A 21,300-nucleotide genomic window follows, 5' to 3' on the forward strand; every position below is an offset into this window, starting at 1 on the left:
ACCAGACAGCGCCATCAAGCCGCCTGCCCTGCCGCCACACCCGACGCCCAGGCCCATTGGAAGTTGTAGCCGCCCAGCCAACCCGTTACATCAATCGCTTCACCGACGAAATACAAGCCCGGCACCTTATTGACCATCATGGTTTGCTGCGACAGCTCACGCGTGTCGATGCCGCCAAGCGTCACTTCAGCCTTGCGATAACCCTCGGTGCCATCTGGCACGATCTGCCATTGATTGAGCGATGCGCCCAGACGACGCAATTCACGGTCCGGCATGTCGGCAATGCGTGCATCGGCAGTGAAACCATTCACCTGCAGCCACCCTTCCGCCAAGCGGCTGGGCAGCCACTGCGCCAGCAAATTGCCGAGATTTTTCTTCAGCGTACCTTTGCCTTCGATCAGTTCCTGCGCGACATCGACCTCGGGCAACAGATTGATCGTCAGCGGCGTGCCGGATTGCCAATAGCTCGATATCTGCAGAATCGCCGGGCCGGACAACCCACGATGTGTGAACAACAAATCTTCACGGAACCAGCCACGCGCTTTCTTGACGCCTGTTTCGACTTCCACCGGCAAGGCAATGCCGGCCAGCGGCACGAAAGGCTGCCAGCTCTTGCTATCAAACGTCAGCGGCACCAGCCCCGGACGCGGCTCAACGATACGCAGATCGAATTGCTTGGCGATACGCCAGGCAAAATCCGTCGCCCCGATCTTGGGAATCGACAAGCCGCCCGTCGCGATGACAATGCTCTGACAAAGCAACGCGCCCTGCGCAGTCGCAATGCGGAAGCCTTCCCCCTCACTGACGATCGATTGCACGCCGCACGGCATGCGCCATTGCACATTGCCAAGCTGGCATTCGGCCTTCAGCATCTCAATGATGTCTTCGGCCGAGTTGTCGCAAAACAGTTGGCCCTTGTGCTTCTCGTGCCATGCAATGCGATGCCGCTTGATCAGCGCGAGAAAATCCTGCGGCGTGTAACGCGACAAGGCGCTTTTGCAGAAATGCGGATTTTGCGAAAGGAAATTCTGTGGCGTGGCGTCGCGATTGGTGAAGTTGCAGCGACCGCCACCCGAGATACGGATTTTTTCCGCCAGCCGCTCAGCATGATCGATAAGGACGACCTTGCGGCCGCGCTGCCCGGCGACCGCCGCGCACATCATGCCGGCCGCACCCGCGCCGATGACGGCGACATCAAACTGTGTTGTCATGGCTTGCCTGAAAACGAATCAAGCCGCGATTGTACTGGCAGCCATGCTGCCGCGTGGCTGGAATATACGGTGAGATGTCAGGCAATAAGACGGGATGGCAAGGTTTCCGCTGCGACATCACACTGCGTTGCCGCCTGCGTAACGAATGCAACCGAGAAACGATCAGCGCAACGCACCACATCACCGACGACGATGATGGCGGGGCTACCGATCCCTGATTCAGCCAATGTCTGCGGCAGTGCTTCCAGCGTCGTGATCAGTTGTGCCTGACGATGGCCGGTTGCCGACTGGATCACCGCAACCGGCGTCTTGCCCGACTTGCCGCCTGCCAGCAATGCCGCCTGGATTTCGGCACAACGTGCGATACCCATATAGATCACCAGCGTCAGATCGAGCTTGGCCAGCGCATCCCAATCAGGATTGGCTTCGGGCGTCTTGCCGTGGCCCGTGATGAAGACCGCACCCTGCGTCCAGTCGCGATGCGTAAGCGGAATGCCGATGGATGCCGGTGCTGCAAGACCGCTGCTGATGCCGTTGACGACTTCAACAGCAATCCCGGCTGCCTGCAAATGTTCGCGCTCTTCACCGCCACGACCGAAGATGAAGGGATCGCCACCTTTCAGGCGCACCACGCAGTTGCCGGCTTGCGCTTCGGCCAGCATCAGGCGCTCGATAAATTCCTGCGGCGTTTGCTTGCAGCCGCCGCGCTTGCCAACCGGAATCACGCGCACATCGGCGCGCGCATGGTCGAGCACGTCGGGATTGACCAGATCATCGATCAGCACCACATCGGCAGCGGCAATTGCCTTGACGGCCTTGATGGTCAGCAGTTCCGGATCGCCGGGGCCCGCACCAACCAGAATGACTTTGCCTGCGGTCGTTGTCGCCTTGACTTCAGGTGCTGATGTGTTCGTGACTTCCATGATGCGATCCTGCGTGTCTGCTTTGTAGATTCTTGGATACAAGCAAACAATGTTCCACCTGCTCGGTGATGGAAATCGGGATCGGAACCTCGCCGCGCAGCGCGGCTTCGATCCATTTTGCGGTTGTAGCGGCTTCACGATCGGCGGGTAGCGGCGGCATGTCATCGACCGGCTCCTGCTTTTGCACCAGTACCGTGCATTCCCCATCGTGAATCCAGGTAATTTGCTGTGCTCGCTTGGCATTTGCCACGGTTTCACCCTCGGTGCCACGCATCAGGAACACATCGCCGCGACCTGCAGGCGCGACCGTCGAGAAAAACTCGGTCAGCGTCGTCAGGTATTCGGGGTGCGTGTAAGAGGTCAGACGCAATGCCGGTGTGGCAAACGGCTGCATGATCTTCACCAGCGTATGCGTCGAATTGCGCAAACCCAGCACACGCCGCAACGCCAGCAAACGAAACATCCGTGGTGCCAGCTTTTCGATAGGCATGAACACCGGCGCATTACGTGCGAACTGTTCTGCCACCTGCTTGGCATCAAGGCTCGGTGTGTAACCGAGTTGGCTGAAAATTTCCGCACTTGTCACTCGCCCCGGATCGGTCGTCACGCCGTGAATGAACACGGGTGCACCTGCCCGTCCCAGCAGCAAGGCCAGCAAGGGCAACAGATTCGGCAAGGCGCGTGCACCGTTGTAGCTCGGAATCACGATCGGCGCGTAATCACCAGCCGGTGCATCAAGCGCCGGGAACGAAGCTTCGGCGGCTTCGATGAAGCCAGCTAATTCCTCAGCCGATTCGCCCTTGATACGCATGGACAGCAGGATCGCACCCATCTCCAGATCGGAGACGCGGCCATCCAGCATGGCACTGTAGAGAAGACACGCATCGTCACGCGACAGGCTGCGCGCGCCTTTGACGCCACGCCCGATTTCCTTGATGAAACGGGCGGCAGCGAATGGTTCGTTAGGTGTGATGTTGGATGTGATATTTGACATGCGTGGGAGGATACACCGAAGACAAAACGAAGGCGTGCCGACAAGGGGTTATGAATAGCGCAACGTAACGTGCCGCCACGGCATGGCATATGCCGCTTTCAGATTCCGTGCATCGCCATCTATCACCGGGTTTGATGGCGATGCCTGGTTTCTTCAGGCTGCCTTTACCGTTTCCCCATGCGCGAGCACGATCTTTTTCAGTTCAGGCACGCAAGAGCCGCAATTGGTGCCGCATTGGAGTCGTCCCTGCAATTGCGCCAGCGCTTCATCCGGCGTGCATTGCATGGTCGATAGCGCATCACCAATTTCGGTTTCCGCGACATTGAAGCAATTGCAGACGATGCGGCCACGCGACTTGAATGCCTGCGGCGGTTGCGACGACGGCATCAGGAGCAGCCGACCCAGCGCGGCAACCGGTTGCTCGCTTTCCAGATATTCCTTGAGCCAGCTTTCAGCATTGGCATCGCCCGCCAATGCCACGGCTTGCAACTTGCCGTCTGCGATCAAAATGTGCCGCGCATTGCCACGGCGTTTATCGTCGTAGCGCAAGACCTGTTCGCCGGCAATACCGAAGTGCGCTTCGATCTCTGCCATCAATGTCGCGTCGGCCGGATAATCATCTCCGGCACGGAACAGCACCCCAACCCTGTCGCGACCGAACAGCGTGCAGGATGCGTACGCAAACTGCCGCATGAAGGGACGCAGCGCCGCCTGCAAGGCAAGCACCTGCGACTCGTCGATCCAGCCGAACACGACAAAGCGCCACGGCAATTCCGCCTTGAGCATCTTGACGGCCGCATGCTTGAGTTCCGGCTGCTTGGAACTGGGATCAAATACCGGCGAGGTCAGCGCATTGACGCCATGTGTACCCTCACCATGCGGACCGCGGCCCGACAGATATTCCTCGCCCCAATGCATGCCGATGAAAACCTGTCCGGCACGCATGTCGTCGCCAATCGCCAGCGGCAGAATCTGCGAACCGTGTTTGCTCGTCACATGCACGAGATCGCCTTCCTTGAGCAGGCGGCGTTCGACATCGACCTTGGACATCACGACCGTCGGCTCGGAAGCATGCGAGAACAGTTGTGCCACCGTGCCGGTACGGCTCATGCCATGCCATTGATCGCGCAGGCGACCGGTCGTCAGATGAAAAGGAAAGCGCGCATCAACGCGCTCGGCTACCGGCTTGTAAACCGTGTTGACGAATTTTGCACGCCCCGAAGCCGTCGGAAAAATGCCGTCTTCATACAAACGTTTGCGACCGCTCGTCGCCCCTTCGGGAAACGGCCATTGCTGTGGCCCCTGCTGTTCCAGCAAGGCATAGGACAAGCCGGTGATATCGAGATCGCGACCGCGTGTGGATTCGCGATGTTCGTTCCAGATTTGCTCGGTGGTTTCGTATGGAAACAGGCTGGGCTTGCCCGGCGCGAGTAGCGCTTCCAGACGACGTGCAAAGGCCATGCCGATTTCCCAGTCGTGTTTCGTCTCACCAGGTTTATGCATGGCGGAACGCACACGCGTGATGCGGCGTTCCGAATTGGTGACCGTGCCTTCCTTCTCGCTCCACGTCGTCGCCGGCAACAGCACATCGGCGTATTCGCACGTGACCGTGGTGCGATAGGCTTCCTGCACGACGACGAGTTCGGCCTTTTGCAAGGTTTCACGTATCAGCTTTTGTTCGGGCATCGATTGCGCCGGATTGGTACAGGCAATCCACAGCAGCTTGATTTCGCCAGTGCGCACCGCTTCGAACATTTCGACCGCGCTCTTGCCCGGCTTGGCCGGCACATCGTCCACGCCCCACAGCTTGGCGATTTCGGCGCGATGCTGCGGATTATCGAGATCACGGTGTGCGGACGACATGGTCGCCAGTCCGCCGACTTCGCGACCGCCCATCGCATTCGGTTGCCCCGTCAGAGAAAACGGACCTGCGCCCGGTTTGCCGATCTGGTGCGTTGCCAGATGCAGGTTGATGAGTGCCGCATTCTTGGCCGTACCCGACGACGATTGATTCAAGCCCTGGCAATACATCGACAGCGATGCTTTCGATGCGCCGAACCAACGCGCGGCCTGCATCAAATCGGCTTCCTTGATGCCACAGGTTTGCGCCACGTATTGCGGGGTGTATTCACGTACCGTGGCTTTCAGCTCCGAGAAACCTTCGGTATGTGCATCGATCCACGCGGCATCGATCATGTCTTCCCACAGGCAGATATGCAGCATGCCGTTGAACAGGGCGACATCGGTACCGGGCAGAATGGGCAGAAATAGATCGGCCTCGCGCGCAGTGTCGGTACGGCGCGGATCGGCGACGATGATCTTCAGGTTGGGATTGGCCTTGCGCGCATCTTCGATACGACGATAGATGATCGGATGTGCGTAGGCCGTATTCGAACCGACGATGAAAATCACTTCGGCGTGATCGATATCTTCGTAGCACGGCGGTGGCGCATCGGCCCCCAGCGTCTGCTTGTAGCCGGCCACCGCGCTCGACATGCACAGGCGCGAATTGGTATCGACGTTATTGGTGCCGATCAGCCCTTTAGCGAGCTTGTTGAAGACATAGTAATCCTCGGTCAGCAGCTGGCCCGACAGATAGAATCCGACACTGTCGGGCCCATGTTCGCGAATCGTGGCGGCAAACTTGCGCGCCAGATAATCGAGCGTGCTGTCCCAATCGCTACGGCTGCGCGCAGCGTCACGTGCCAAGCGCAATTCAGGATACAGCGCACGCGCCTGCTGCTGCAACGCAGGACGTGCCGTCAAATGCAGCGTACTGCCCTTGGTGCATAACCTGCCGAAATTGGCAGGATGATCGGGATCGCCACGCACACCCGTGACCTGCTGGCCATCGGTCTGTACGAGCACGCCACAGCCGACACCGCAGTAGCAGCAGGTGGCGCGTGTTTCATTGGGCAATAACCCGTTCACGTTCTTCTCCGGCAAAACCCATCCCTCACGACGTCACTCAGGCAGCCGCGGCTTCTCCTGCATTGGCCGACCCTGCCGGCAGGAACGGTGCGGCTGGTGTCGCCAGCTCAACCGCATCCAGATACACGCTGCCGGCCTCGACCTTGACGCTGAACGATTGCGTGCAGCCCTCATCCGGAGCAACGGCGCAACCCGACTGCATTTCAATGCTCCAGTTGTGCAGCGGACAGGCCACGCGCTCACCGAACACGATGCCTTGCGACAAGGGCCCGCCTTTGTGTGGGCAGCGATCAAGCAACGCAAATACTTTATCTTCACTGTTGCGGAAGATCGCCACATTCGGCTGATCGGCGCGTTGTATCACGCGTGCGCCCAGTACCGGGATGTCCTCGACCTTGCAGATTACTTTCCATTCATTCGACATGCTTTGTTTCCTTTGAGGCTATTCCGTGAAAGCGCTTCACACCGTGAGCGGGGAGAACTGGCGCACATCGACATGCGCCTTTTCCGATTCATGCCATGGGTCTGCCTCGCCTTCGAGCGCGAACAGCAAGCGTTCGTAGAGCGCCTTGCGATTGGCTTCGTCTTCCAGCACACGCTTCTTCACGTGTTCGAGGCCGACACGATCAAGGTAATGCACGGTTCGTTCCAGATACCAGCCTTCTTCGCGATAGAGTTGCAGGAAGGCGCCCGTATATTCGAGCACTTCCTCATGCGTCTTCACCTTGACGAAGAATTGCGCGACTTCGGTCTTGATACCGCCGTTACCGCCGACATAAAGCTCCCAGCCTGAATCGACACCGATGATGCCGACATCCTTGATGCCGGATTCCGCACAATTACGTGGGCAACCCGAGACTGCCAGCTTGGTCTTGTGCGGCGTGTACATCAACGCGAGCTGACGTTCGAGCTGTTGCCCCATCAGAGTGGAATTCTGCGTACCGAAGCGGCACCATTCCGACCCGACGCAGGTCTTCACGGTACGCAAGCCCTTGGCATAACCGAGACCGGCCGGCATGCCGAGGTCATGCCAGACTTCGCGCAGGTCTTCCTTCTTCACACCCAGCAAATCGATGCGCTGGCCCCCCGTTACCTTGACGGTAGGGATCTTGAACTTATCCACCACGTCGGCAATGCGGCGCAGTTCGGATGCATTCGTCTCGCCGCCCCACATGCGCGGAATCACCGAGAACGTACCGTCCTTCTGGATGTTGGCGTGCGCACGTTCGTTGATGAAGCGCGATTGCGGATCGTCGATCGCCTCATGCGGCCAGGTCGAGATCAGGTAGTAGTTGATCGCCGGACGGCAGCTCGAACAACCGTTCGGCGTTTTCCAGTTCATCTTGCCCATGACTTCCGCCACCGTCAGCATGTGCTGTTCGCGAATCGCGTCGCGCACGTCCTGATGCGTGTGATCGGTACAACCGCACATCGATTTGGCCTTTTTCGATGCCGAGTAATCGCCACCGACCGTCGCCATGATGATCTGCTCGACCAGCCCCGTGCACGAACCGCATGAAGCCGATGCCTTCGTATGCTTGCGCACATCCTCGATGGTAAACAGGCCTTTTTCCTTGATCGCCTTGACCACAGTGCCCTTGCACACACCATTGCAACCGCAGACTTCGGCGGTATCGGGCATGGCTGCAGCCTTGTTGAAACCTTCATGACCGGTATCGCCGGGACGGCTCAGATTGGCTTCGCCGAACATCAGCGAATCGCGAATCTCGGTAATGTCCTTACCTTCGCGCAGCATGTTGAAATACCAGCTGCCATCGACCGTATCGCCATACAGGCAGGCACCAACCAGCTTGTTGTCTTTCAGGACCAGCTTCTTGTACACGCCGCCGATCGGGTCGGACAGCATGATTTCTTCCATGCCATCGCCACCGAGAAAATCGCCGGCCGAAAACAGATCGATACCCGTGACCTTGAGTTTGGTGGACGTAACCGAACCCTGATAGCGGCCAATGCCGTAGTTGGCCAAATGATTGGCACAGACCTTTGCCATCTCGAACAATGGCGCCACCAGACCATAGGCGATACCACGATGATTCACACATTCGCCGACAGCGTAGATGCGCGGATCATAGGTTTGCATCGTGTCGTTGACGACGATGCCGCGGTTGCAATAGATACCGGTTTCTTCGGCCAGTTGCGTATTCGGGCGAATGCCGACCGCCATCACTACCAGATCGGCCAGCACTTCCGACCCATCGCTGAATTTCACCGCCTTGACGCGGCCATTGCCATCACCAAGCAGTTCCTGCGTATTCTTGCCGAGCAGGAAAGACAGGCCACGATCTTCCAGCGACTTCTGCAGCATCTTGCCGGCAGTCTTGTCGAGCTGGCGCTCCATCAGCGTTTCCGGCAAATGCACGACCGTCACGTCCATGCCACGCAGCTTGAGACCGTTGGCGGCTTCCAGACCGAGCAAGCCGCCACCGATGACGACCGCATGCTTGTACTTGGTGGCCGCATCGATCATGGTGTTGGTATCGTAAATATCGCGATAGCCGATCACACCATCAAGTTCACGACCGGGCACCGGCAGCATGAAGGGATTGGAACCGGTCGCCAGCAGCAGGCGATCGTATTCCGCCGTCGTGCCATCGTCGGCGACGACAAGGCGCTTGACGCGATCGATCTTGACGATCTTCTTGCCGAGATGCAGCTTGATCTCGTTCGCTTCATACCAATCGACATCGTTCAGCATGATGTCCTTGATCGTCTGTTCACCGGCCAACACGGGCGACAGCAGGATACGGTTGTAGTTGGCGTATGGCTCGGAGCCGAACACCGTGATGTCATACAGATCGGGGGCGATCTTGCGCAATTCTTCCAATGTGCGCACGCCTGCCATCCCGTTACCGACCATGACCAGTTTCATCTTTTTCATCGCTGCATCCCACAGAAAAGTATTGTTCTGACCTAAATAAGCAAAACAGATGCCAGTTTTATTCTGCCGTTTTTCATGGCCTGCTATTAAATATGCGCATGAAATGCACAATTTGAAAAAGACATGCCATGCAACGCACCTGCGAAGTGCATTGACGCAACAAAAAGCGCACCAAGAATGCCCATCAAAACAAAAACCTTGCTCTACAAGGGTTTCAAAAAAGTGGCATAACACTTGCATCTTTTCCCGCATCACTCAACTTGTGCGGACTGTCATGCAAAAAACCTCGTTCTGGAAAGCCGGCCACACGCCGACACTGCTTTCCTCATTCTTCTATTTCGATCTCAGCTTCATGGTGTGGGTGATTCTGGGGCCGCTGGCGGTACAGATTTCTGCCGATGTCGGCCTCACCCCGGCGCAGAAAGGACTCGTGGTCGCCACGCCGCTGCTTGCCGGTGCATTGCTGCGCATGGTGATGGGCGTACTGGTCGATGCCCTGCAACCGAAAAAGGCGGGCGTGATCGGCCAGATTATCGTGATGGCAGGTCTGGTCTGGGCCTGGCTCGGCGATCTGCACAGCTATCACGCACTGCTCGCCTTTGGCATCATCCTCGGTGTTGCCGGTGCCGCCTTCGCGGTGGCGCTGCCGCTGGCTTCGCGCTGGTATCCGCCAGAACATCAGGGCATGGCACTCGGCATCGCCGGTGCCGGCAATTCCGGTACCGCACTGGCGGCCCTGTTTGCGCCGACGCTGGCAATTCATTTCGGCTGGCAAAACGTGTTCGGCCTGTGCCTGATTCCTTTGTCGGTTGCCTTCGTCGTGTATCTGGTATTCGCGAAGGATGCGCCGAATGCGCCGCCCGCCAAATCGCTGGTCGCGTACCTGCAAGTGCTGAAAGACAAGGATGCCTGGTGGTTCATGTTCTTCTACAGCGTCACCTTCGGCGGCTTTTCGGGTCTGGCATCTTCGCTGACGATCTACTTCAACGGGCAATATGGTTTGTCACCCGTCACGGCCGGTTACTTCACGGCAGCCTGCGTGTTCGCCGGTTCGATGGTGCGCCCGATCGGCGGTCGTCTGGCCGATCGCATCGGTGGTATTCGCACGCTGTCGCTAATGTATATGCTGGCCGCCATCTTCCTGCTGATCGCCAGCATCGGCCTGCCGTCGCCGATCATGGCGGCACTCGTGTTCGTGCTGGCGATGCTGTCGCTGGGTACCGGCAACGGTGCTGTGTTCCAGTTGGTGCCACAACGCTTCCGCAAGGAGATCGGTGTCATGACTGGCCTGGTCGGCATGGCTGGCGGTATCGGCGGTTTCTATCTGGCTTCCAGCCTCGGCTATTCCAAGCAGTTGACGGGAACCTATCAAGCTGGCCTGATTTTGTTTGCCGCGCTGGCCATCGTTGCACTGATCGGTCTCTCGACCGTCAAGAAACGCTGGCGCACCACATGGGGCAGCGCCGCCATGACTAACGCCAAGATATGATGCGCCCTGCTTTCGTGACAACGCCGGATTCGCCATGCCACTGACCCTTTCTGCCGGCCATGCCTCACGCGCCGGACTGCGGCCAGCCAACGAAGATTTCGTCGGCATGGTGATGCCGCCCGAGCCGGATCTGTCGAGCAAGGGTTTTCTCGCCGCCGTGGCCGATGGCGTCTCGGGCAATGATGGTGGTCGGCAGGCATCCGAATACACGGTGCGCGGCCTACTGGGCGATTACTACGCCACCTCCGATACGTGGCCCGTGACACAATCGCTGGATCGCGTGATCAAGGCCATCAATAGCTGGGTACAGCAACAGGGTTCGATCCGCCCCGAACTGGCCGGCATGGCCTCGACGCTGACGACGCTGGTGCTGCGCGGCCATTTCTATTACTTCGCGCATGTGGGTGATACGCGTCTGTACCTGCTGCGCGACGACAAGCTCACACTACTAACCACCGACCACGTGTGGGATCGTCCCGAAATGCAGCACGTGCTGACACGTGCGATCGGCCTCGATTCACGCCTCGCCATTGATCACGGCATGGGCAATCTGCAGCAGGGCGATGTGTTCCTGCTGGCTTGCGATGGCGTGTGGGATACCTTATCGCATTACGAATTGCAGGAGCACCTGCAAACGGTCAGCACAGAGCGCGATGCCGAAACCGTTGCCAACGCCCTGCTCGATCATGCACTCGAAAAAGGTTCGCGCGACAACGTGAGCGCCATCGTCATACGCGTGCAGAACCTGCCCGAGATGAACTTGCGCGATGCTGTTTCGGAATCGCAGCGGTTGCCCATTCCGCCGCGCCTCAAGGTCGGGCAGACCATCGACAGCTATCGCATCGAAGAACAGATTCATGCGTCGGCCACTACGCTGCTCTATCGCGTGAGCGAGCTGCGCCAGACCGGCGCAGCACCGCGCATGCTGGTACTGAAAACGCTGCATCCCGACAAGGCCGACGATCCGCACGAGCGTTCCGCCTTCGCCCATGAAGAATGGCTGTCGCGGCGTGTCGTCGCGCGCTTCTTTCCGCAGGCAATCGCTGCCGAAAACAAAAGCTATCACTACTATCTGACGACGTGGCATGAAGGCAGCACGCTGCAGCAGCATCTCGATGTGGGCGAGCATTTCACGATTCCTGATGCGTTAGCGCATGGCAGCAAACTGATCCGCGCCATCGGTGCGCTGCATCGGCGCAGCATCATTCACCGCGATATCAAACCGGCCAACATTCATCTCGGCACGGATGGCGAGTTGCGAATTCTCGATCTGGGTGTGGCGCAATCGGGGCTGGAAGCCGAAGACGAAGTGCGTGCACCGCGCGCCGGCACGCCGTCCTTCCTGGCCCCCGAACAGTTCGATGCCGCACCTGCCTCACGCGCCACGGATCTGTACGCGGTTGGCGTGACGCTGTATCTGCTGCTGACGCGCCATTTTCCCTATGGCGAGATCGAACCGTTCCAGTCGCCGCGCTTCGGCACACCGGTTGCGCCAAGCCGCTATCGTCGCGATCTGCCGATGTGGCTGGAGAACGTATTGCTCAAGGCAGTAGCGCGCGATCCTGCAGATCGCTTTGAAACGGCAGAAGAATTTCAGTTGGCACTCGAACGCGGTGCAGCGCGACCTATCGATCGTCTGCCGAAAAAGCCCTTGGCAGAGCGCGACCCAACCAGTTTGTGGCGTGCGATTGCGCTGGTATCGGTGGTGACGAATCTTTTGCTGCTTTATCTTTTGGTGGTGCGCTAAGACACTAAGACGCTGAAAAACAAAACGGCCTGCAGCAAACGTGCAGGCCGTTCTTTTGTGAAGCGCGGCACCAATTCAGGCTACGGCCTCTTCCAGCGCCGCTTTGACCAGATCATCGATCTCACCGGTAATACGCGACAGCACGCCAGCCACCACCGAAAATTCTTTGCCGGCTTCCCCGGCACGCGCCGCAACGATACGGGCATTGAATGCCACCATCTTGGCTTCGCGTGCAATGGTTTCAATATCCGTCATCACGCCATGCAATTGCGCGTGCATCAACCGCGCATGCTTTTTCGATTCGGCTTCATAGATCGCCGTAAGTTGATTCAGCACGGCCAGCAAGGCGGTCGTGCCATCCACCAGTTCTTCCAGCAGTTGTGGCGCATGGCGCAACTTGTCGTCGATTGCATTGAGCGCACGCTCGGCCAGATCCATGAAGTGACGTATCTTGCGATCACCTTCCTGTGTACCGAAATACGCCTGTTCAAGTTCGCCACAGAATACGCCTGGCAATTGCCCTGAAGGCCGCATGAGCAACTGGTGCGCGTCGCGGAATAGCTTGAGTGCTTCGCGTGCCGTGCTCGTGGCATTCTCGCGCCCCTGCGCACCGAGCACCGCATACAAGACCAGCCGTTGCGAGGTAAAACGACGACGCCCCGACAGATTGATCAGCATGCCGAACACTTCACCCGACAGCGGGACGATACCGCTGTCCTGCTCGGCTTCCTGATGGATAAGCGGCGCAGTTCCGACTGCCGGCACCACGGCAGACCGATCTGCATGCTTGTCGTTTGCGGCCATGGGCAGCGTGATCGTCTGCCGCATCGGAATGACGTTCGCGGCCGAAGCCGCGGGCGCGCTCAGGCAGCCTCCTTCGCCGGATGCGATTGACGGTGATACAGGAATTCCAGCACCGCCGAACGGTATTGCATGTATTGCGGATCCTGAGCCAGCGCCACGCGTTCACGCGGACGGGCCAGTTTCACTTCGCAAATCTCGCCGATGGTGGCCGATGGGCCATTGGTCAGCATGACGATGCGATCCGACAGCAGCACGGCTTCATCCACATCGTGCGTGACCATGACGACGGTGGAATTGGTCGCGGCCACGATCTTCAGCAACTCATCCTGAAGATGCGCACGCGTCAAGGCGTCGAGTGCACCGAACGGTTCGTCCATCAGCAGCACTTTCGGTTCCATCGACAGCGCACGCGCAATACCGACGCGCTGCTTCATGCCGCCCGAGATTTCATTCGGCCGCTTTTGCTCCGCATGCGTTAGGCCCACCATCGCCAGCGCAGCCCTGGTGCGTGCCTGCAATTGCGCTTTCGATTCGCTGCCACCGAACACACGCTCAACAGCCAGATACACGTTTTCAAAACACGTCAACCACGGCAACAGTGAATGGTTCTGGAACACGACCGCACGCTCAGGCGACGGGCCGGCAATTTCGCGATTGCCGCACAATAGTGCGCCACCGGTTGCCGTCGTCAGGCCGGCAATCAGATTCAGCAATGTCGATTTGCCGCAACCCGAGTGACCGATCAGCGTGATGAATTCACCCTTGGCAACCGTCAGGTTGATGTCGCGCAGCGCATTGAAAACGCCCTTCTTGGTGTGGAACGACATTTCACCGTTTTGAATGTCGATGTATTTGCTGTTGGTGCTGTCCATGATGGTTTCCTTCTGCGTATGGATGCGGGGTCGTTGTGATGACATCTCGCCTTGCATGCGGCCGGCTGGGATACGCGTTGCCGACCGCATGCGATTTTTGTGTTGCTTATCGATGATCTACACTTAGCTCTTCACATCTTCGTAGGTGAAGGCGCGTGCGATACCAACCAGAATCTGTTCGAGAATCAGGCCGACGACGCCGATGACGACGATGGCGATGATGATGTGCGGCACATTGAGGTTGTTCCACTCATCCCACACCCAGAAGCCGATACCGACACCGCCGGTCAGCATTTCTGCCGCCACGATCACCAGCCATGCGGTACCGATGGCAAGACGCACGCCGGTCAGCATGTACGGCAATACGGAAGGAAAAAGAATCTTGGTGATGATCTTCCACTCCGACAGATTCAGTACACGTGCCACATTCATGTAATCCTGCGGAACCCGCTGCACGCCTACAGCGGTGTTGATGATCATCGGCCAGATCGAGCAGATGAAGATCGCCCAGATCGCAGCCGGATCGGCAGCCTTGAATACCAGAAGACCAATCGGCAACCAGGCCAGGGGCGACACCGGTTTCAACAGGCTGATGATCGGATTGAACATCCCCGACAGAAAACTGAAGCGACCAATCATGAAGCCCAGCGGAATACCTACCAACGCCGCCGCGCCGAAGCCAAGGCCAACGCGCTTGAGCGAAGCGAGAATATTCCAGCCGATGCCCTGGTCATTCGGGCCGTTGCTGTAGAACGGATCGGCGAACAGGTCAAGCGCTGATTTCCACGTCACGAATGGCGAGGGAATGCCACTGTTTTTGGCAGCGATGATTTCCCACACCACGATCAGGAAAAACACACCGAACAACGGCGGCAGAATCTTCATCATGAAGGGGCGTAGCGAAGACGGTTTCTTCGGCTTGCCGACGGCCTTGGTGTCCACCGCTGCCGCTACAGCACCGCCTTGGGTGGTGCTGTCGGCCCTGGTGCTCGATGCGTGGACGACAGGAGATAAGGTTTCTGCAACGACTGCGGTATTCATGAGGACTCCTTATGCCTTGATCTTGAACGATTCGGCGTATGCCTTCGGATTCTTGCCATCCCAGACCACACCATCGATGAGCTTGGACGAACGCATTTCGCTCTTCGGCAGCGGCACCTTGGCTGCGGTAGCGGCTTCCTTGTAGAGCGCGATACGGTTGATCGATTTCGCCGTGCCCAGGTAATCCGGCTCGCCCTTGGCCAGACCCCAGCGCTTGTGCTGCGTCATGAACCACATGCCATCCGACAGGTACGGGAAGTTGACCGCGCCTTCGTTGTAGAACTTCATGTAGTTCGGATCGTCCCAGGTCTTGCCGAGGCCGTTTTGATAGCGACCGAGAATGCGTTCGTTGATCACATCGACCGAGGTATTCACATAAGCCTTGGCCGCGATCGTGTCAGCCATCTTGGCCTTGTTCGACAGCGAGGAATCGATCCAGCGACCGGCTTCGAGAATGGCGGCCGTCACGGCGCGTGCGGTGTTGGGATTCTTGGCAACCCAGTCCGACGTCGTACCCAGCACTTTTTCAGGATGATCTTTCCAGATGTCTTGCGTGGTCGCCGCCGTGATGCCGATGCCATCGACGATGGCGCGGTGATTCCACGGTTCGCCAACGCAGAAACCATCCATGTTGCCGACACGCATATTGGCAACCATCTGCGGTGGCGGCACGGTGATGACCTTGGCATCCTTCATCGGATTGATGCCATAGGTTGCCAGCCAGTAGTACAGCCACATGGCGTGTGTGCCGGTCGGGAAGGTTTGCGCAAACGTGTACTCGCGCTTTTCCATCTGCATCAGCTTCGCGAGCGCCGGGCCGTTGATCGCACCGGCATCGGCGAGCTTTTTCGAGAGCGTGATGGCCTGACCATTGTTGTTTAGGTTCATCAGCACGGCCATGTCTTTCTTGGCACCGCCTATGCCTTCATGCACGCCATACACGAGGCCGTACAGCACATGCGCTGCATCGAGTTCACCATTGACCAGCTTGTCGCGCACACCAGCCCACGAGGATTCCTTGGTCGGCACGATCTTGACGCCGTACTTCTTGTCGAAGCCCATGACTGATGCCATGACAACCGACGCGCAATCGGTCAGCGGAATGAAACCGATCTTGACCTCTTCCTTCTCTGGTTTGTCCGATCCGGCAGCCCAGACACCGCCGGTTGCCAAACCGCCAAATGCGCCCACTGCGGCGGCGGTACCTGCCTTGATAATGGTGCGTCGTGTCATGTTGGTTTTCCCGTCGTGCGTTGTCATGTCGTCCTCGATAGCGAAGTGGAAAAGAAAAAACGTCCGGCGTCGCAAAAGCACATGCTTCTGCAACACCGGACGTCGTTGTCCTGAGATGACAACCGCCATTGGTCATCATCGTGGTGTATTTTTAGTACCGCCGTTGGTACTGAATTGAAACTAGCAATTCATATGCCAGTTTATGAAAGTCATCGCCAACCGAGCCATTTTAAGAGGAGAAACGGTTGCGGCGTTTGCGGCAACCAATACCAGCAACCCAGGTTGATCAGCGCTTTGCCAAGCGCGCTGTTTTCGTGCATCGCATTGATTTAGTGCATCACAAATGCACTATTTAAAGCGCAGCACGAACACAATCCAGCGACGTCGACACCAACCACCAACAAGATCTCAAGCATTACGGTAGTCGCTCGCGGCTCACTCAACCAAGCAGATCGGCAATATCGATCAGGCGTTGCGCCAGTTCCGACAGCTTGACGTTCTTGTCCATCGCCATGCGGCGCAACTTGCTGTAAGCCTCGTCTTCGGAAATCTTGTGCCGCTCCATCAGCAAACCCTTGGCGCGTTCGATCGTCTTGCGTTCGGCCAGCTTGAGCTTGGTGTCGGACAGTTCATTGCGCAGTTTCTGGTCGGCGTTGAAACGCGCCAGCGCCACGTCCAGCACCGGCTTGACGCGCTCAGCCTGCAAACCGGCGACGATGTAGGCGGACACACCGGCCGCCATTGCCGCTTCCATGCTGGATGGCGCGTGGTCTTCGGTAAACAGCACGATCGGGCGTGGCGCTTCGCGCGTGGCCATCACCACGTGTTCCAGCACATCGCGCGCATCCGATTCAGCATCGATGATGATCATGTCGGGCTGCAATTGCATCACGCGCTCGGGCAAATGCATATCGGCCGGGAACACGGCGACGATGTTATAGCCGGCTTCCAGCAGACCGATGCGCAAGGCGCGTGCGCGCTCATCCTGCTCCAGCGCCAGATCATCTTCGAGATCGGCTTCAGGCGAGAGCAAGGTATTGACGACGACGATGCGCAGGGAGCGCATATCGACTTTGTTATGTGAGGTCATGCAAATCAGTCAGAGGAGCAGCCGCAGGCTGCGGGACGGAATACGCTACAATCGCACGCAAGAATCGCACCAATATACCCTCATCTTCATGCTTGTCCTCGGAATCGAATCCTCCTGCGACGAAACCGGCATCGCGTTGTATGACACACAACACGGTCTGCGCGCGCACGCCCTTTACTCGCAGGTCAAGATGCATGAGGAATATGGCGGCGTGGTACCCGAACTGGCTTCGCGCGATCACATTCGCCGCGCCATCCCGCTGTTGCAGCAAGTGCTCGACGAAAGCGGCGCACAACGCGATGACATCGATGCCATCGCCTACACGCAAGGCCCGGGCTTGGCCGGCGCACTACTGGTTGGCTCATCAGTTGCGTGCGGCCTCGGCCTCGCGCTCGACAAACCCGTACTCGGCGTACACCACCTCGAAGGCCATCTGCTGTCACCCTTGCTGGCCAGCGAACCACCGGAATTTCCGTTCATTGCGCTGCTGGTATCGGGTGGTCATACACAATTGATGCGCGTGGATGGCGTCGGTCGCTACGAGATGCTGGGTGAAACACTGGACGATGCCGCTGGCGAAGCCTTCGACAAGTCGGCCAAGCTGCTCGACCTCGGTTATCCAGGCGGCCCGGCGATTTCACGCATGGCCGAATTCGGCGATCCAACCGCCTACACCCTGCCGCGCCCGATGCTGCACTCGAAGAATCTGGATTTCAGCTTCTCCGGTTTGAAAACGGCTGTGCTGACCGTCGTGAAGAACCACGGCGATGCCAACATCTGCGAACAGGACAAGGCCAACATAGCGCGCGGCTTCGTCGATGCGATTGTCGATGTGCTGACCGCCAAGTGCATGACCGCGCTCAAGCAAACCGGCCTCAAGCGCCTCGTCATCGCCGGTGGCGTCGGCGCCAACCGCCAGTTACGCGAATCGCTGAATGCCGCTGCCGCCAAACGCCACTACAAGGTCTATTACCCCGAACTCGAATTCTGTACCGACAACGGCGCCATGATTGCCTTCGCCGGCGCCATGCGCTTGCAGATCGATCCAACGCTGGCGCAAAAGGACTACGCCTTCAACGTCAAGCCGCGCTGGCCGCTCGATAGTTTGACGGCACCTTAATTTCGCTACGTCCTTTAAATACATTCAACATGCCCAATAAAAAATCCCGCCGTTGCGGGATTTTTATTTACACATATCGCCATCACTTCTTCTTGCTGCCGATACGGCTTTCCTTGCCGGCGAGCAGATTGGCAATGTTCTTCTGATGGCGGAACAACAGCAAGGCGCTCATCACCGCAATCGACAAGGCAATCGCATCCATCTCGAACATCAGCACATAAAAGAACGGCGCAAAGATCGCCGCCACGATAGCCGATAGCGACGAGTAACGGAACGCATAGGCAATGATCAGCCACGTCGCCAGTGTCGCCAAGCCGAGCCAGCCATTGATTGCCAATAGGATGCCAAGTGCTGTCGCCACGCCTTTGCCGCCGACGAAGCGGAAGAACACCGGCCACAAATGGCCAAGGAATACCGCAATCGCCACCAGTGCAATGCCTGTTTCATCGATGCCATAGGCTGCACCACAAGTCTTTGCCAGATAGACAGCGACGAAACCCTTGGCACCATCGCCGAGCAAAGTCAGCAAGGCTGCTTTCTTGTTGCCGGTACGCAGCACATTGGTCGCGCCCGGATTCTTGGAGCCGTAACTGCGCGGATCATCGAGTCGGAAGACCTTGCTCACCACCACGGCAAACGAAATCGAGCCGATCAGATAGGCGGCCAGAACAAACAACGCTGTATTCATTTCCTTCTCTTCTTTCCAATGGCTGCGTGCATGACTTCACGCAGCGTTCTTTCATTTAATCCGCCAGTGCGCATTGCACAGGCTTGGCTCCCAGCACATCGCGCAACGCTGCGGGAACCAGACTCACCAGAAAACCGCGACGTCCACCATTGATGTAGATGCGATCCAGCGCGAGGATGCTTTCTTCCACATAAACAGGCACCTCCTTGCGCGTGCCGAACGGCGACGTGCCGCCAATCAGGTAGCCGGAATGCCGGTTGGCGACTTCGGGCTTGCAGGGCTCGACAGATTTACTGCCAATCTGCCGCGCCAGATTCTTGGTCGACACCTTGCAGTCCCCATGCATGAGCACCAGCAGCGGTTTGGCCGCTTCGTCTTGCATGACCAGTGTCTTGATGACAATATGCTCATCCACCCCTAATGCACGCGACGAACCTTCGGTACCGCCATGCTCTTCGTACGCGTAAGGATGTTCGGAAAATGCCACCGCGTGGCGGCGCAGCCATTGCGTCGCGGGCGTTTCCGACACATGCTCTTTTCTTGCCATCGTGTTACGCTCAATCAAAAAAGGAGCACATTATGCAGCAAGAACTTCGCTTTGCGACTTTCAACGTCTGCAACCTGGCGCTGCCGGGGATGACATTCTACGCCGACCAGCCTCCCTACTCCGAAGCTGAGTACGAAGCCAAGATCATGTGGATTGCGCAGCAGCTCGACCGCCTCGATGCCGACGTGATCGGCCTGCAGGAAATCTTCGCGCAGACGGCAGTCAAGGATGTGCTCGCCCGCACGCAGCGTTATCGCGATGCGCACCATGTCGGCATCGATCCCGATCCGCAAGCCGACAAACTCACCCCCAGCGTCGCCCTGATTTCGCGCCTGCCGGTTGCACCAGGCGCTGGCGTGGTCACCGACCTGCCCGACAACCTCAGCATCGATATTCCCGGCGTGAACCAGCCCATGCGCCGCTTTACCCGCCCCGTGCTGCACGCACAAATCGAAGTTTCATCGGCACTGAGTATCGATGTGTACGTCTGCCACCTGAAATCCAAGCTGCCCGACTTCCGCCACGACAAGGACATCGCCCTGCCCGACCTCGCAGGCATGGCCATGCTGCGTTCCCTGATTCGGCGTGGCACCGATGCTTTGGGTCTGCGCTATCTGCTGGCGCGGCAGTTACGCACCACGCGTCGCCCCATCGTCGTCATGGGCGATTTCAACGATGTCGCCGATGCCATTTCCACGCGCATGGTCATGGGTCTGGGCCGCTACGACGCCGCCGACGAAGAACGTATCGACGACCGTCTGTTCGAGAGTTACCGCATCCAGTCGCATCGCGATCCACTACGCGATGTCGGCTATACGCATATCCATGACGGCAGCTATGAAACGATCGACCACATCCTCGTTTCCGCCGCCTTCAATCCTGAACTGCCAGGCGCGATCGGCGAAGTGCTCGATGTGCGCTACTTGAACGACCATATGCTCTTCAAGCAGCCACAGGCGACCGATCACGGGATTGTGCTTGTGCGGGTTGGCTTGTACGACAACGATGTATCGGATTTGCCGTTGGCGTGACGACGCTTATATCAAGCGATACACAGCTTATTAAAACGACGCACCACACTTTCACGAAAAGTTAGTTCGCAAGACCACTATGAATCCGTACTACATTTATGCACTCAAGGATCCACGAGGCTCTCCTGCTCAACCGTTTTATATCGGTAAGGGCACAGGCAATCGCGCTTGGGAACATACGATTAAGGTTGATCAAACTTTAAAAGGAAAGCGAATCTCGCAGATTCAGCATGACGGCCACGCAGTAGTTACGACTATTCTTGCTAATGACTTAACAGAGGTACAAGCGCTGAAATTGGAAGCAGAACTTATTTCCGCTTTCGGCACCATTTCTAATGGCGGGATTCTTACCAATACCGTTTCTCCTAGCGGACAGACGCAAAAATTCAGAAAAGATTTAGTGATTCCATCTGGCTCTGTAGAAAAAGCGCAAATCGCTCTTGAACTTCTTAAGGCGACTGTGATGGAACTCGCTCAGGCTAATCCAGAAGGCATAACAAATTCTGATGCTTCAAAAGCCTTAGGTCTTCAAAGCGATTACCTCGGAGGTTCCAAAGATTATTTGAGTTGGAGCATATTGGGACTACTCATGAAAGAAGGAAAAATGGTTCGAGGCGATTCAAGGAAACATAAAGCAACAATCAAATAATTTCCGCGACCAGTATTCGTATATAAAAAGC

General features: G+C 57.7%; 18 protein-coding genes. 5 read left to right on the forward strand and 13 right to left on the reverse strand.

Annotated elements, in window-relative coordinates:
* Positions 1–14: 14 nt before the first annotated feature.
* The 6 genes from QZ725_RS11880 to nirB form a co-directional block, all read right to left on the reverse strand.
* Positions 15–1,211: an NAD(P)/FAD-dependent oxidoreductase gene (locus tag QZ725_RS11880; RefSeq protein WP_293779770.1), complete on the reverse strand. Its 1,197-nt coding sequence runs from the start codon at positions 1,209–1,211 to the stop codon at positions 15–17.
* A gap of 77 nt (positions 1,212–1,288) precedes the next feature.
* The gene (cobA, locus tag QZ725_RS11885; RefSeq protein ID WP_293779772.1) at positions 1,289–2,134 is read right to left on the reverse strand and encodes a uroporphyrinogen-III C-methyltransferase; all 846 of its coding nucleotides are present in this window, start codon (positions 2,132–2,134) and stop codon (positions 1,289–1,291) included.
* Positions 2,106–3,128, reverse strand: a complete 1,023-nt coding sequence (gene ybiB / locus QZ725_RS11890) for a DNA-binding protein YbiB (RefSeq protein ID WP_293779774.1) — start codon at positions 3,126–3,128, stop codon at positions 2,106–2,108. Before ybiB ends, cobA begins: the two co-directional genes overlap by 29 nt.
* Positions 3,129–3,281: 153 nt before the next feature.
* Positions 3,282–6,059, reverse strand: coding sequence for a nitrate reductase (locus QZ725_RS11895; protein WP_293779776.1), 2,778 nt, complete (start codon positions 6,057–6,059; stop codon positions 3,282–3,284).
* 37 nt (positions 6,060–6,096) lie between these two features.
* Positions 6,097–6,483 carry a nitrite reductase small subunit NirD gene (gene nirD / locus QZ725_RS11900; protein ID WP_293779778.1) on the reverse strand — a complete coding sequence of 129 codons (387 nt, stop codon included), beginning with the start codon at positions 6,481–6,483 and terminating at the stop codon, positions 6,097–6,099.
* Between the two features lie 36 nt (positions 6,484–6,519).
* A complete protein-coding gene (nirB, locus tag QZ725_RS11905) occupies positions 6,520–8,958 on the reverse strand; it encodes a nitrite reductase large subunit NirB (RefSeq protein ID WP_293779780.1) in 2,439 nt (812 codons plus the stop codon).
* 274 nt (positions 8,959–9,232) lie between these two features.
* Between nirB and QZ725_RS11910 the strand changes: the two genes are divergently transcribed.
* Both QZ725_RS11910 and QZ725_RS11915 read left to right on the forward strand, forming a co-directional pair.
* The gene (locus QZ725_RS11910) at positions 9,233–10,447 is read left to right on the forward strand and encodes a nitrate/nitrite transporter (protein ID WP_293779782.1); all 1,215 of its coding nucleotides are present in this window, start codon (positions 9,233–9,235) and stop codon (positions 10,445–10,447) included.
* Between the two features lie 34 nt (positions 10,448–10,481).
* Positions 10,482–12,194: a bifunctional protein-serine/threonine kinase/phosphatase gene (locus QZ725_RS11915; protein WP_293779784.1), complete on the forward strand. Its 1,713-nt coding sequence runs from the start codon at positions 10,482–10,484 to the stop codon at positions 12,192–12,194.
* A 75-nt stretch (positions 12,195–12,269) separates the two neighbouring features.
* Here QZ725_RS11915 and QZ725_RS11920 read toward each other — a convergent pair whose 3' ends face one another.
* The 5 genes from QZ725_RS11920 to QZ725_RS11940 all read right to left on the reverse strand — a co-directional run bounded on the left by QZ725_RS11920 (position 12,270) and on the right by QZ725_RS11940 (position 17,210).
* Positions 12,270–12,872, reverse strand: a complete 603-nt coding sequence (locus QZ725_RS11920; protein WP_293779920.1) for a methyl-accepting chemotaxis protein — start codon at positions 12,870–12,872, stop codon at positions 12,270–12,272.
* 185 nt (positions 12,873–13,057) lie between these two features.
* Positions 13,058–13,870 carry an ABC transporter ATP-binding protein gene (locus QZ725_RS11925; protein ID WP_293779786.1) on the reverse strand — a complete coding sequence of 271 codons (813 nt, stop codon included), beginning with the start codon at positions 13,868–13,870 and terminating at the stop codon, positions 13,058–13,060.
* Between the two features lie 123 nt (positions 13,871–13,993).
* A complete protein-coding gene (ntrB, locus tag QZ725_RS11930) occupies positions 13,994–14,911 on the reverse strand; it encodes a nitrate ABC transporter permease (protein ID WP_293779788.1) in 918 nt (305 codons plus the stop codon).
* 9 nt (positions 14,912–14,920) lie between these two features.
* A complete protein-coding gene (locus tag QZ725_RS11935) occupies positions 14,921–16,171 on the reverse strand; it encodes a CmpA/NrtA family ABC transporter substrate-binding protein (protein ID WP_293779790.1) in 1,251 nt (416 codons plus the stop codon).
* Between the two features lie 412 nt (positions 16,172–16,583).
* Complete coding sequence (locus QZ725_RS11940; protein ID WP_293779945.1) at positions 16,584–17,210, reverse strand: ANTAR domain-containing protein; 627 nt, start codon at positions 17,208–17,210, stop codon at positions 16,584–16,586.
* Between the two features lie 112 nt (positions 17,211–17,322).
* Between QZ725_RS11940 and tsaD the strand changes: the two genes are divergently transcribed.
* Positions 17,323–18,354 (forward strand): tRNA (adenosine(37)-N6)-threonylcarbamoyltransferase complex transferase subunit TsaD, encoded by a 1,032-nt coding sequence (gene tsaD / locus QZ725_RS11945; RefSeq protein ID WP_293779792.1) that lies wholly within the window; start codon positions 17,323–17,325, stop codon positions 18,352–18,354.
* A gap of 82 nt (positions 18,355–18,436) precedes the next feature.
* Here the strand turns inward: tsaD and plsY are convergent, their stop codons facing one another.
* Positions 18,437–19,042, reverse strand: coding sequence for a glycerol-3-phosphate 1-O-acyltransferase PlsY (gene plsY, locus QZ725_RS11950; protein ID WP_293779794.1), 606 nt, complete (start codon positions 19,040–19,042; stop codon positions 18,437–18,439).
* 55 nt (positions 19,043–19,097) lie between these two features.
* Entirely contained in the window at positions 19,098–19,589 is a 492-nt protein-coding gene (locus QZ725_RS11955; protein WP_293779796.1) for an aminoacyl-tRNA deacylase, read from the reverse strand.
* 32 nt (positions 19,590–19,621) lie between these two features.
* Between QZ725_RS11955 and QZ725_RS11960 the strand changes: the two genes are divergently transcribed.
* Both QZ725_RS11960 and QZ725_RS11965 read left to right on the forward strand, forming a co-directional pair.
* A complete protein-coding gene (locus QZ725_RS11960) occupies positions 19,622–20,620 on the forward strand; it encodes an endonuclease/exonuclease/phosphatase family protein (RefSeq protein ID WP_293779798.1) in 999 nt (332 codons plus the stop codon).
* Between the two features lie 79 nt (positions 20,621–20,699).
* Positions 20,700–21,269 (forward strand): GIY-YIG nuclease family protein, encoded by a 570-nt coding sequence (locus tag QZ725_RS11965; RefSeq protein ID WP_293779800.1) that lies wholly within the window; start codon positions 20,700–20,702, stop codon positions 21,267–21,269.
* Positions 21,270–21,300 lie beyond the last annotated feature (31 nt).

This window comes from uncultured Oxalicibacterium sp., from assembly GCF_913776015.1.
Lineage (GTDB): Bacteria > Pseudomonadota > Gammaproteobacteria > Burkholderiales > Burkholderiaceae_D > Oxalicibacterium.